This window comes from Saccharothrix texasensis, from assembly GCF_003752005.1.
In the GTDB taxonomy this organism is placed as follows: Bacteria; Actinomycetota; Actinomycetes; order Mycobacteriales; family Pseudonocardiaceae; genus Actinosynnema; species Actinosynnema texasense.
In genome coordinates, this window is record NZ_RJKM01000001.1 from 3,118,100 (window position 1) to 3,131,039 (window position 12,940).

At 73.1% G+C, this 12,940-nt stretch carries 10 protein-coding genes; 5 read left to right on the plus strand and 5 right to left on the minus strand.

Going from position 1 to position 12,940, the window contains the following annotated elements; genetic code table 11:
• Positions 1-154: 154 nt before the first annotated feature.
• Together EDD40_RS12345 and EDD40_RS12350 are read right to left on the minus strand one after the other, a co-directional pair.
• Complete coding sequence (locus EDD40_RS12345) at positions 155-2,551, minus strand: VIT domain-containing protein (RefSeq protein ID WP_123743032.1); 2,397 nt, start codon at positions 2,549-2,551, stop codon at positions 155-157.
• Positions 2,548-3,219, minus strand: coding sequence for a MerR family transcriptional regulator (locus EDD40_RS12350; RefSeq protein WP_246037614.1), 672 nt, complete (start codon positions 3,217-3,219; stop codon positions 2,548-2,550). The genes EDD40_RS12345 and EDD40_RS12350 overlap by 4 nt, the downstream gene beginning before the upstream one ends.
• A gap of 175 nt (positions 3,220-3,394) precedes the next feature.
• Between EDD40_RS12350 and EDD40_RS42585 the strand changes: the two genes are divergently transcribed.
• Positions 3,395-3,781: a hypothetical protein gene (locus EDD40_RS42585; RefSeq protein WP_211348156.1), complete on the plus strand. Its 387-nt coding sequence runs from the start codon at positions 3,395-3,397 to the stop codon at positions 3,779-3,781.
• 31 nt (positions 3,782-3,812) lie between these two features.
• Here the strand turns inward: EDD40_RS42585 and EDD40_RS12360 are convergent, their stop codons facing one another.
• Positions 3,813-4,142: a tetratricopeptide repeat protein gene (locus EDD40_RS12360; RefSeq protein ID WP_123743033.1), complete on the minus strand. Its 330-nt coding sequence runs from the start codon at positions 4,140-4,142 to the stop codon at positions 3,813-3,815.
• 532 nt (positions 4,143-4,674) lie between these two features.
• On the opposite strand from EDD40_RS12360, the gene EDD40_RS12365 reads away from it, so the two are divergent.
• The 4 genes from EDD40_RS12365 to EDD40_RS12385 all read left to right on the plus strand — a co-directional run bounded on the left by EDD40_RS12365 (position 4,675) and on the right by EDD40_RS12385 (position 9,116).
• On the plus strand, positions 4,675-5,547 hold the full coding sequence (locus EDD40_RS12365) for an FAD binding domain-containing protein (protein ID WP_123743034.1): 873 nt from the start codon (positions 4,675-4,677) through the stop codon (positions 5,545-5,547).
• 5 nt (positions 5,548-5,552) lie between these two features.
• Complete coding sequence (locus tag EDD40_RS12370) at positions 5,553-6,038, plus strand: (2Fe-2S)-binding protein (RefSeq protein ID WP_123747979.1); 486 nt, start codon at positions 5,553-5,555, stop codon at positions 6,036-6,038.
• A complete protein-coding gene (cutA, locus tag EDD40_RS12375) occupies positions 6,035-8,395 on the plus strand; it encodes an aerobic carbon-monoxide dehydrogenase large subunit (protein ID WP_123743035.1) in 2,361 nt (786 codons plus the stop codon). Before EDD40_RS12370 ends, cutA begins: the two co-directional genes overlap by 4 nt.
• Positions 8,396-8,843: 448 nt before the next feature.
• A complete protein-coding gene (locus EDD40_RS12385; protein ID WP_123743036.1) occupies positions 8,844-9,116 on the plus strand; it encodes a GlsB/YeaQ/YmgE family stress response membrane protein in 273 nt (90 codons plus the stop codon).
• A 172-nt stretch (positions 9,117-9,288) separates the two neighbouring features.
• Here the strand turns inward: EDD40_RS12385 and EDD40_RS12390 are convergent, their stop codons facing one another.
• Together EDD40_RS12390 and EDD40_RS12395 are read right to left on the minus strand one after the other, a co-directional pair.
• Positions 9,289-11,121 (minus strand): RICIN domain-containing protein, encoded by a 1,833-nt coding sequence (locus EDD40_RS12390; RefSeq protein ID WP_246037615.1) that lies wholly within the window; start codon positions 11,119-11,121, stop codon positions 9,289-9,291.
• A gap of 96 nt (positions 11,122-11,217) precedes the next feature.
• Positions 11,218-12,894 carry an amylo-alpha-1,6-glucosidase gene (locus EDD40_RS12395; protein WP_246037616.1) on the minus strand — a complete coding sequence of 559 codons (1,677 nt, stop codon included), beginning with the start codon at positions 12,892-12,894 and terminating at the stop codon, positions 11,218-11,220.
• Positions 12,895-12,940: the final 46 nt, after the last annotated feature.

The window sequence follows — 12,940 nt, forward strand, 5'->3', positions numbered from 1 at the left end:
TGTCCCGACCTGCGGCGCGACTTCGCGGCCGATGCCCTCGGGCGCCTGACCGCGATGACGGGTGGGTACCGCGCCGCGACAACAGGCAGCGTCGTCGTCTGCGGCGGACCGTTCCCGGGGCGGGGAGGCGGGCTCCGCCCCGGGGAACGGGAGGTCACCGCTTCCAGAACGGCTTTCGCCGGCGGGGCTCGGCCGGCCGGGATTGGCCCGACGGGGGTTCGGCCAGGGTCTCCAGCGTCGCGATCGCGTGCCGCAGGCGGCGGTCGACCTCGGTGGGATCGGTGGTGGGCACGGCGAGTTCCGCGGCCAGGTCCGACAGCGTCCGCAGCGCCTCGGCGGGCGCGCCCGTGGCCCGCCACGACGGGAGGTGGCGGCCGATGGCCTGGTGCAGGCGCTCGAGCAGGGCAGCAGCCGGCTCACGCGCTTCGCGCAGCCCGGTCAACGCCTCCGCGGCGAACTCCGCCGGCGGGGGGACGGGCGGCGCGGGTGCGACGGGCTTCGGTGCGGCCAGGTCCGCGCTGCTCGCCACGGCCGCTTCGAGACCGGCACGGGCCCGCGCCTTCCGCGCGCGGGGTGCCGCCGGGGCCGGGGCGGGGACGAACGGCATGGCCGCCATCGGCGCCCTGGCCACCGGCATCCCGGCCGGAGCCGCGCCGTAGCCGCCTCCGCCGGCGAACGGGGGGACGGATGACCAGCCGTCGGGCAGTTCGACCGGCTGCGTCACCCGCCGCACCCGACCGCCCTCGTTGACGACCCGTTCGTCCACCGCGACGAACGCGGTGAACCGGGACAGCACGCCGTGCTCCAGCGATGTCCTCACGACCTGCCGCTCCAGGGCGTCGAGGTCGCCCGCGCCCACGACGTAGCGGTCCTCCAGGTCGCGCACCCGAGCCCTGGCCCACAGCGCGGCCAGCCCGGCGTTGTCGCTCGCCACCGCCACCACCCGCTGCCGCCACCCACCCGAGCCGGTGACCTCCACCGCGCCCGACGGCTCGCCCGCGTACCTGCCGGTGACCACGACCGGGACGCCGGGGAACAGGTCGGGCAGCGGCGCGGGGGCCAGCGACCCGTCCTCCACGGCCAGGCCGTCGGCCCGCACCACCAGGCCGGTCAGCACGGGCGCGCCGATGCGGTGGTGGATGGCACGCATGGCCTCGTCCAGCCGGTCCTCCGACTCGACCAGCTCGCAGCGGCCGGTCGAGCCCGCGAGTCGTTGCAGGAACGCCGCGTTGACCGCGCGGTCGATGCCGACGGTGTGCACCCGCACGCCCGCCAGGCTCGTGGCGACCTCGCGCAGCAACCGGTCCTCGTCGCCCACCTGGCCGTCGGTGACCAGCACCAGCACGCGTTCCCGATCGCCCTCCGCGCCGAGCAGCGCGGCCGCGCGCTGGAGGGGGTTCAGCATCTCGGTGCCGCCCCGGGCCTCCAGGCCGGCCAGGAACTCCACCGCGCGGTAGCGGTTGCGGTCGGTGGCCGCGACCAGGCCGGCGGGCAGCTCGTCCGGGCTGTCCAGCCGGTCGTCGAACGCCAGCACGGCGAACCGGTCGTCCGCGCGCAGCGAGTCGACCACGCGGCTCGCGGCCCGGCGCGCCGCGACCACCTTCCAGCCGTGCATCGATCCCGACCGGTCCAGCACCAGCACCACGTCCCGGCTCGGCAGCCGGCCGCCGGCCGCCGGGGGCAGCACGGTCAGCGCGAACGTGCCGCCCTCGCCGTCCTCGTCCGGGCGCACGGCCAGCGAGGTGCGGACCACGTCGGCGTCGGCGAAGCGCAGGCGCAGCAGGAAGTCGCGGTCCACGCGCGCGCCCGGCTCGACCCGCACGCGGAACCCGCCGGCGGTCTCCTCGGTGACGGTGGCGTGCAGGCTGGCCGAGGGTTCGGCGGGTGGCAGGCCGGCCAGGTCGACGTCCACCACCAGGGACAGGCGGACCGGGTTCGGGAAACCGGGCAGCAGCACCGGGGGGCTGATGCGGGAGGCGTCGGGCACCGCGTCGGTGTCGCGGGCCACGCCGTCGCCGACCTGGTCGCCGGGCAGCGGGGCGCCGGGGACGTAGCGGGGTGCGACGACCAGCGGCAGGCGGTACTCGGCGGTGTCGTCCTCGTAGGCGAGCACGCCCACGATCGTGAGGCGCACGGTGATCCGCTCGCCGGGCACGATGTTGCCGACGCGCGTGGTGAACACGCCCGGCCGCTCCTCCTCGGCGATGGCGGCGCGCTTGCCGTCGGAGACCGCCTGGTCGTAGTCGGCCCGCGCGGCCGCGCGTTCCTTGAGCACGCCCTCCACCACGCGGCCGTCGGCCTCCACGCGCAGCGCGGTCACCGCGGCACGGGCGGGCAGCGGGAAGACGTAGGTCGCTTCGAGGGGGTCGGGGTGCGGGTTGTGGAAGGTCTGCGTGATGGTGGTGCGCGAGGCCAGCCCGGTGATGGTCGCGTGGACGTCGACGGCTTCCAGCGGGAGGTTGCCGCGCTCGGTGCGCAGGCAGCCCAGGCCGTCGTCCTCGGTGGGCCGGGTGGCCCCGACGTCTCCCACGACCGCGATGCGGGTGCTCATCGGTTGTCCTCTCCAGTGGTCGGGGTCAGACCCGTGCGGGCGAGCAGGTCGAGCAGGGGTGCCGCGGCGGTTTCGATGGCGGCGAGTTCGGCCGCGTCGGGGACGCGGTCGGCGGCGTGGAGCACGAGGGTGACGCCGGGTCCCAGGCGCAGACCGGGCACGACCCGGGTGACGCTGGCGGTCGGGGGCGCGGAGGCCACCGGTGCGGGAGCGGCCGGCGGCATCACTGCGGGTGGCGCGGGTGGCGACGACGCGGGCCGGTCGCGCCAGAAGGTCCCGCTGCGGGACGCCGCGGCACCGTCGTCCGACCGTCCCGCGGGTTCGGCTCGTCCAGCCGGCTCGACCTGCCGGGTCGCCCCGGCCAGCTCGGCGAGCCTGCCGTCGTCCGCGCCCACCACCACCGCCTGGATCTCCGCCAGCGTGTGCCCCGCCGCCTGCAACTTCTTGACCGCGACCACCTGGAGCAGGTGCCGCCGCCCGTACAGCGCGGCGCGTCCCCGGTACGCCACCGGCCGATCCACCAACCCGATGGTCGTGTACCACCGGATGGCGCGCCCGTTCGGCAACTCCCGCACCCGGCCGCTCCGCTGGCCCCCGTAGTCGTCGGCGAGCAGCGCGGCGACCCGGTCCGGCAGCTGCCCGATCGTCCACAGCTCCTCGTCGCTCACGACACGACTATAACTGACACTGTCAATATGACAGTGTCAGCTTCACCTCCCCGTTCGGTCGGCCTCGACGACGTCCCTGCTGTCGACGAGTGCCTGTGGGTGTCAGAACTCTGCACTGGGGATGCCGATCTGCGACGATCGCGCACGCTGGACCTCCAGGGCACGATCGTGAGGTGTGGCGCCACGACCGCTGTACCTGATCTTCGTCCGACTCGGTACCTGGCCGGCGCTCCTCGGCCGGTCCGCCGCGGCCAAGGACGTCGAGCTGCTGGTGCTGCGTCACAAGATCGCCGTGCTGCGCCCGGCCAACCCCCGCCCGCGGTTGGACCGGTCCGATCGCAGTGCTCGCCGCGCTCGTTCGCCGACCACCCACCAAGCCCGCAACCTATCGATGGACCTCGGCGACCAGGCGGACGACTTCCGATTCCTCATCCGCGGCCGGGCCGACCAGTTCACCGCCTCGTTCGACGCGGCCCTCCCCGGCGCAGACATCCAGGTCGCGAAGACCCCGCCACGGTGCCACGAGCCAACGCCCACGCCGAACGCTTCGTCGGCACCGTAAGACGCGAAGTCACCGACCGACTCCCTCATCATCAACCAAGACCGCCGGTGTCGCGGGCGAGGGTGAGGGCGGTGGTGAGGTGGGTGCGGGGGTCGCCGGCGTCGGGGTGGGCGAGCGCGAGCTCGCCCAGAGCGTTGCGGGTCTCGGCTTCCCCATCGTGGTCTCCGAACTCACCGAACAGGGCCAAGGCCTTCGTGAGGTTCGTGGTCGCGGGCTCGTACGCGCCTTGCAGGCGTTGGGTGATTCCGAGATTCAGATGGCTGTTGGCCTGGCCGTGTCGGTCGCCCGGATTCGTGTACAGGTCCAGGGCACGGGTCGACGTCGTCTCCGCCACCCCGTACTCCCCCCGCACACCCTGCACGCGAACACCTACGCGACATCGTCAACAGGGCGAACGTTGCCTGATGCGGCGCTAGGCCGGCTGGGGGCGACCCGTTGACACCGATGGCGCGGGTGGCGACAGTGGTTGACCAGCCTCATCGCGCCGGACCGGACGACGAACGCTCCTCCCGTCGTTCGTGCACGGCGCCGGAGGAGGAGTGGCCGATGGAGCTGCCGGTTCCGGTCGTCGATGACTTACGTGGTGGCGCCGCTGCGTCCGTGCCGGTCCGGCCGGCGAGGCCGAAGGGGTGTCGCTTCCGCCCAGTCGCCTCGGGGGTGACCGGTGAGGGCGGGCGACAGCGCCGGACTGGCGCGCAGATCGCCCCGCACGTCGTGCCGGGGTCCGCGCGGTGCTCCGGGCCGGGCGGCGCCTGCCGCCACCCCGGGATGGTCCAAGTCCTCCGGCCGGGGTCGTGCGGCGGGCCGGCCGCCGCGATCGCGGCCTCGGGGGGCCGCCACGTCCGGGTGCCGCGCCTCGCCGGGCACCGGCGACCGGCTCGGGTCGGCGCCCGGTGAAACCCGCGCCGTTCGACTACCACAGGCCTCGCTCGCTGGAGGAGGCGCTGGTCACCCTGGACCGGCTCGGCACCACCGGGACCGTGATGGCGGGCGGGCAGAGCCTGGTCCCCCTGATGAACCGCCGGGAGGTCTCGCCCGCGAACATCGTCGACATCAACTTCCTGGTCGAGCTGTCCGGCATCACCCACGAGGACCGCGCGGTGCGCGTCGGCGCGCTGGTCCGCCACGCGGAGCTGGAGCGCGACGCAGCCGTGCGGCGGCGGAACCCGCTGCTCGCGGAAGCGGTGCCGCACATCGCCCACGCGGCGATCCGCAGTCGCGGCACAACCGTCGGCAGCCTCGTCCACGCGGACCCCACTGCCGAGATGCCCGCGGTCCTGGTCGCGCTGGGCGGCTCCGTGGAACTGCGGTCCGCGGCGGGCGGGCGCACGGTTCCCGCGACCGAGTTCTTCCTGGGTGCCAACCGGTGCTGCGCGGCGGTGGGCGAGCTGGCGGTGGCCGCGAGCTTCCCCGTCCCGCCGCCGCGCACGGGGACCGCCTGGCTGGAAGTGGCCCGGCAGCGCGGCGGTCGAGCGGTGTGCGGCGTCGCGGCCGTGGTAACCCTGGATACCGGCCGGCGCGTCGAGCGCGCGACCGCGACGTACGCGGGTGTCGGCGCGACACCGGTACTGGTGGACCTGACCGAGGTGATGACCGGTACCCGGTTCGACGACCTCGCGCGGTGGCGCGCCGCGGCGGACGAGGGCGGGTCCGCCCTGGCGCCCGCGGACGACCTCCACGCAAGCGCGGGGTACCGGCGACACCTGGCGCGAGTCCTGGCCGAACGCGCCGGGCGACTGGCCGCGATCCGCGCGACGGGAGCGTGAAACCCTTGTCCGAGCACGAGATCGAGTTGTCGGTCAACGGCAGGCGACAGGTGGTGCGGGTGCCCGCGCGACGGCTGCTGTCGGACTGCCTGCGCCACGACCTGGCGTTCACCTCCACGCACGTGGGCTGTGAACAGGGCACGTGCGGCGCCTGCACCGTGCTGGTCGACGGCGCACCGATGCGGTCGTGCCTGTTGCCGGCGGTCACCGTCGACGGCTGCGAGATCACCACCGCCGAGGGCTGCCGGGCGCCCGACGGCGGCCTGGGCCGCGTGCAGCGGGCGCTGGTGCGGTGCCAGGGCGTCCAGTGCGGGTTCTGCACCCCCGGCATGGTCGTCAGCATCGTCGCGTTCCTCCGCGAGTGCCCCCGGCCCTCACCCGAGCAGGCGCGTGACGCCGTCGCCGGGGTGCTGTGCCGGTGCACCGGGTACCAGGACCTGGTCGCGGCGGTCCTCCACGCGGCACGGCCGGACGGAGGGGCGAGCGGATGACCGCACCGCACGTCGGCCGGCCGGTCACCGGCGCGGCGGCCGAGCGCTTCGCCGCCGGGACCGGGCGGTTCCTGGACGACCTGGGTTCGGGCGCAGCGGCGGCAGCCTTCGTGCGCAGCCCCCACGGCCACGCCAGGGTGCTGCGGATCGACCTGGCGGACGCCGAACGGGTCCCCGGCCTGATCGCGGTGTTCACCTACCGGGACCTCACCGGCGGGGCGCGTGAACCGCTGCCGGTGCTGATCCCCCACCCCTCGCTGCACTCGCCGCGCACCGGCCTCCCGCTGGCCGACGACGTGGTCCGGCACGTCGGGGAGCCCGTCGTCATGGTCGTGGCAGTGGACAGGTACGTCGCCGAGGACGTCTGCCGGCTGATCAGGGTGGACTACGAACCGCTCCCGGCGGTGATCGGGATCCCCGCCGCTCGGCGCGCGGACCACCTCGTGCACCCCGGGGTCGCCGGAAACGTGGCCGCGCGCATGATGCAGGAGAACGGCGACGCGCGGGCCGCGGTCGCCGCCGCGCCGCACCGCCTGACCCTGCGGCTCGGCGTGGAGCGGTCCGCCGCGATGCCGATGGAGTGCCGCGGCGTGTACGCCCGACCCGACCGGGACGACCGGTCGCTGCGGGTCTACTCCGCCACGCAGGCGGCGGCGTCGCTCAGGTTCGCGCTGGCGGCCATCCTCGACCTGCCCGCGGACCGGGTGGAGGTGGTGGCACCCGACGTCGGCGGCGGTTTCGGCGTGAAGCTGGTGCATCCCTGGCCCGAAGAGGTCCTGGTCCCCTGGGCGGCGCTGCGCCTGGGCCGCGAGGTCAAGTGGGTGGAGGACCGCGCCGAGCACATCGCCGCCGCCTCGCACGAACGCGGGCAGCAGCACGAGGTGGAGGTGGGGTTCGATGGCGACGGCCAGGTCCGGGGCCTGGTCGTGTCCTTCTGGCACGACACCGGCGCCTACACCCCTTACGGCATCATCGTCCCGCTCGTCACCAGCACCCAGTTGCCCGGCCCCTACCGCCTCGGCGCGTACCGGGTCGAGTTCCGCTCGCTCTACACCAACACCGCGATAGTCACCCCCTACCGCGGCGCGGGGCGGCCGCAAGGCGCGTTCGTGATGGAGCGCACCCTGGACGCGATCGCCCGGTTCCTCGGCGCGGACCGCGCCGAGGTGCGCCGCCGGAACATGATCCGGCCCTCGGAGATGCCCTACGACCAGGGGCTGACCTTTCAGGACGGCCGTCCGCTCGTCTACGACTCCGGTGACTACCCCGCCCTGCTCGACACCGCGCTGACGAGATCGGGGTGGCACGATTTCGCCACCCGCCGCGAACGGGAACCCGACAAGCGCCTGGGCATCGGCATCGCCTGCTACGTCGAAGGCACCGGCATGGGCCCCTACGAGGGTGCTCGCGTGCAGGTCGACACCGGCGGCCACGTGACGGTGACCGTCGGCCTGACGACCCAGGGACAGGGACACGGGACCGTGTTCGCCCAGATCGCGGCCGACGAACTCGGGGTCGCGCCGCGGGACGTCACGGTGGTCTGCGGGGACACCCGGCGGTTCCCCTACGCCGCGGGCACGTTCGCGTCCCGGTCGGCGGTGGTGGGCGGCAACGCCGTCGCGCTCGCCGCGCGAAAGGTGCGGGACAAGGCGTTGCGCGTCGCGGCGAGGGCGCTGGACGTACCGCCGGACGAACTCAGCCTTGCCGACGGCGCGGTCGTGGCGAACGATCGGGCGATCCCGCTGGCGACGGTCGCCGTCCTGGCCAACCCGCTGCGCTACGCGTTCGACCACCGCACCCGGCAAGCGACCCAGTTCGCCCCCGACGCGGACCCCGACCAGCCGCCGCTCGACGCCGACGACGCACCGGGCCTGGACGCGACCGCGTTCTTCTCACCGATCCGCTCCACCGTCTCCGCCGGGGTGCACGTCGCGGTGGTCGAGATCGACCCCGACACCGCGGAGATCGCACTGCGGAACTACGTCGTGGTGCACGACTGCGGCAGGCCGATCAACCCGGCTGTCGTGGAAGGCCAGATCCGCGGTGGGGTCGCGCAAGGCATCGGCGGCGCGCTCTACGAGCGCATCGCCTACGGGGACGACGGCCGGCTGCGGACGGGTTCACTGGCCGACCTCCTGCTGCCCACGGCGCACGACGTCCCCGAAATCACGATCGACCACCTGGTCACCCCCTCGCCGCTCAACCCCCTCGGGGTCAAGGGTGTGGGAGAAGGGGGCGTCGTCCCCGTGATGGCCGCCATCGCGTCAGCGGTCGAGGACGCCGAGGGGATCGTCCTCGACCGGATGCCGATCACCCCGGCCGAACTGTGGGAACTCCGGCAGAAGCACCGCGGCTGACCGGGCGGCGGTGACGGCCCTGGGGCGGTGTGGGGTGCCGTACCGGTCCGACCTGGCGGGAGTTCCCCACCACGCACGCCGAGGGCGTCATCGCGTCGGACTGCCTCCACACCGACACCTGAATGTGCGCGACCGTCAGCGAACGCCACCACGAATGCAACCGCGGTGCAACACGCCCAGGCCGGAGCTCAAGGGGTCGTGGTGTCGAGTGGTCAGTGGCTGGCCGCACTTGTGCGGTGCCACCAACACCCGCCCCACGGGGACACCGGCACAAGAGCATCCCGAGTTACCGGCCACCACGTCCCGACAGGGCCGGCCGGCCGTGGTGAGGCATCGCCCACATCGCGGCTCGTGCAGGTGTGAAATCGGTGCGAGTTGGGCATCCCGGCCCCTGTAACGATCACGCCGCGTCGCAGGAGTCGGCGTGGCACGAGGACAAGGAAGCACCGTGGGCATCCTGGGTTGGATCGTTCTGGGTCTCATCGCCGGCGCCATCGCCAAGGCAATCATGCCCGGCAAGGACCCCGGCGGCATCGTCATCACCATGCTGCTCGGCATCGTCGGCGCCATCCTCGGCGGCTTCATCGGCCGCGCGATCTTCGGCTCCGACATCGGCAGCTTCTTCGACCTGAGCACCTGGCTGCTCGCCATCCTCGGCTCGCTGGTCGTGCTCGGCATCTACCACGTCGTCACCAAGCGAGGCCACCGCGCCCACAGCTAAAGCCACAGCACCACCGAACCACTCGGGCCCGCCGGTCGATCACCGGCGGGCCCGACTCGTGCACACCACTGCGCAGCCACCACCCTGCGGCCGGCGGAGGGGTCCGGTGGAGGGGATGAGCGGCACCGGGTTCGCCGGTCACGAGCTCCGGTGCCGCGTGACAGCGTGGCCGTCACCGCCCCCAGAGCCGCCAGGTCTGGTTGCGCGGGTTGCTCTGACCGGCGGGGTTGCAGGTCCACTGGTGGATGGAAGCGCGCGCCGCCGTGGAGACCTCGCTGACGTCGACGCACTTGCCGCTGTGCCGGGCGACGAGCTGGTAGTCGTGGGAGTCGTTGCCCGAGTAGGTGACCTTCCGCAGCGCGAACTGCTGGTTCTGCGCGCCGGGGAGGCAGGTCCACTGCTGGACGGCGGCCCCGTCGGCGGTGGACGAGGCGTTGACGTCGAGGCACTTGCCGGTCTGCTGGTTGACGACGGTGTAGGTGTTGGCGACCCCGGCCACGGGCCGGAAGTTCCACAGCTGCTGGTCGCCGCCCTCGCAGTGGAACTGCTGCTGCCGGTTGCCGTCGGCGGTGCTCAGGTTCGTGTTGTCCAGGCACTGCTGCGAGTGCTGGGCCACGGCCACGGACTGGAAGCCGCCGTCGGACGGCGGGAGGAGCGTGACGGTGAAGGTGTCGTCGGCGTTGGTGTGGGGCAAGTTGACCGTCGCGGCGTTGTTGGACAGCGTCACGACGGAGTTGCCGATCGTGATCGGCCCCTGGACCGCGCCGCCTCCGTCGTACGGGATGCGTTGGACGACCACCCGCACCCGGTTGTCCTGCACGATGCCGCTGGTGGCGTCGAGTCGCTGGAGGTTGACGGCGATGTTGCCCGTGGTGCCACCACCACCGACCAGGACCTTCGCGACCCCGTTCGCCTTGGTGGTGAACGCGTCGTAGGCCGGGCTGGGCGTGACGGAGACGATCTGCCCGGTCTGGGAGCCGTAGTAGCGGTAGACCCACCACTCGCCCTTGGGCAGGTGCTGCCCGGCCGAGTTGCGGACGAGCAGGTTCGCCAGGTCGTTGTGCAAGGCGTTCGTGCTGCCCCAGTGGGCGCGCAGACCGTCGGCCCCGGCCCGCTCCAGGCGCGCGATGTACCAGGAACCGTCACCGGGGTTCTGCTCGGTCGTCCAGCCGTACTCGTTGATCTGGTACGGACGGGGGTGCGGGATGCCGCGCGAGTTCAGCGTGGTGTTCGCCGCCGCCACGTCCGCCACCGGGTCACCGGGCAACGAGTGCCAGCTGATGATGTCGGGCACCGTGTTCGAGCTGCGGATGAAGTCGAGGTACTGGTTCCACCACGCCCCGCCGGTCGTGGGCACGCCCGCGAAGCTCGGCCCGACGATCAGCTGCTGCGGGAACGCGGCCCGGACGCGCTGGTACGTGCGCCGCCACAGCTCGAAGTACTGCGCCTGCGAGCGGTTCCAGAACATGCCCAGGTTCGGTTCGTTCCACAGGTCCCACTGCACCGGGACGCCCGTGGCCCGCACGTCGGCGATCACGCGGGTGAGGAAGTTGTCGTAGTCGGTCCAGTTGCCGTTGTCGCCCGGGAAGCGCGAGATCGGGTAGCCGTCGGCGCCCCAGAGGTCGTGCACCAGCAGGATGAACTCGCCGCCCAGCGACCGGGTGCGCAGCAGTTGGGCCCGGGTGGCGTCCCACCGGCGGTCGTACCGGCCCGCGACCCAACCGCCGGGGCCGTCGAGCTGGGCGCCACCGGCGCGCATGTACCGGAACTTCAGGTCGCGGTAGAAGTGGTCCGCGGGACCGGTCGCGTCCTCGGTCATGCCGTAGATCCAGCCGGAGGCCCGGTAGGTCGGAGCACCGCCGGCGACGGAGAAGTTGACGGAGATCGACTCGTCACCGGCCTGGGCGGCCGGGGTGGCTGCGACCACGGCCGATAGCGCGGAGACGACGACCGCGATGACCGCGGTGAGGCCACGGCTTCGCCGTCGTGCGGGTGTGAGTGCCACGCGTGACTCCCTTGTCAGTGGTGGTGGATGCGGGCAGCCGGGATCCGGCGCTGGACCCCGGTGCCGCGGGGAGGGGGTTCGATCGGATCGGTTCTGCTATCCCGCCGGAGTGGCGGGGTGTTCGTGGAGGCTGCCGCCCCTTTCGCCGAGTCGCGACTCGGCGTCGGCGGCGAGCAGCAGGTAGGCGCTCGCGGTCCAGGTGTAGGCGCGGTCGCGCAGGCCCTCACCGGTGAGGGCGTCGAAGTTCTCGGCGAAGCCGCTCTTCTCGCACACCGCGCGGAAGCGGGCGCTGACCTCGTCGGCGAGGTCAACCGCTCCGCCTCGGCGCAGGCCGTCCTCGATGAGCACGGTCGAGGGCGCCCACACCGGTCCGCGCCAGTAGCCGTCGGCCTCGTAGTGGGGCGAGTCGGGCCGTTCGGTGGCGGGGCCGACGGCGGTCAGGTGTCGGGCGATGCCCTCGGCGAGCTTCGCGTGCACGTCCGGAGGCAGGGCCGCGCCGAGGACGACGGGAATAAGATCGAGCAGGCTCGCCGTGGTGCGCGACGTGCCGTCGAGGGCGCGGCTGGTGAACGCCGACCCGTCCCACAGCGTCGTCAGCATCGCGTCCAGCATCGCCGCGGCTTCCCGCTCCCACCGCGTGGCGGCGGCCTGGTCGCCGATCTCGACGGCCAGTCGGGCGAGTTCCCGCATCTGCACCACGAGGAAGGCCGCGAGGTCGGCGGACTGCACGAGCCGCTGCTCGTCGAAGACGGTGGAGTTGTCCCAGCCGCTGTCGTTGCCGTGCTCGTAGTGCGGGAACGGCTGGCCCGGCGCGCGACGGTGGTCGAGCCAGAAGGTCGTCCAGGCCTCCAACTGCCGGTACAACAGGGGCAGGTCAGCGGCCGGGATGCCGTCGGGCAGCTTCGACCGCAGCCTGGTCACGGCCCAGCCGTGGATGGGTGGTTTGACGAAGTTGTGCAGCACCTCGGCGTGCGTGATCGAATCCGGCAGCGCACCTTCGGGGGTCTGGTGGTCGAACACCACCTGGAACTGGTCCCACGCCAGACCGGGTGCCCCCGGCGCGAGGGCGAGGGCGTTGAAGCAGTGGTCCCAGCTCCAGACCTTGTCCATCCAGTTCTTCGACATCAGCACCGCCGGGCGACGGAGGAAGCCCGCCGGGCTCACCGTGGCCGACCAGAGCACGTAGCAGGCCAGTTCGGCGGCCGGGGTGCGCTCGGAGCGCCACGGCGCGACCTCGTCCACGAACCGCTCGAACGAGCGCCGCGAACCGGCCACCACGTCGGAGAACGGCGTGGTGGTGGAGTACCGCCCGCGCGTGGTCGTCATCTCCTCCACGACGAGTTCCCACTCGCCGCCGTCCCCGCCGACGACGACCGCACGTTCCGCCACGCCCAGCGCGCCGTCACCGGCCGCCTCCCGGTGCCCGGTCAACACGGTGACCCGGTAGCGGTGGCCGGTCTCGTAGGAGGTGAAGACGTACGACGAGGTGACCGGGTCGTGGAAGAAGAACGTCCCGGTGAACGGGGTGAGGGTGTCGTCCGCGGCGGCGATGCGCAGGCCGAGGCCGTCGCCGGAGATCCGGAGCGCCGTGGGTGATTCGAACGCCGCCGCGACCCTCGCCCGGCCCGCGCTCCAGGTGAGCAGCGCGGGATTGGCGTTGACCTCGACGGCAACCTCGGAGCCGGCCGGCACCGGCACCAGCGACAGCACCGCGTGCATACCGTTGCGGTGGGACACGAGGTGCAGGTCCTCGGCGTACTCGGCGAGCCCCACGACCGCGGAGATGCCAAACCACGCCCCCGCACAGCTGAACGGAATC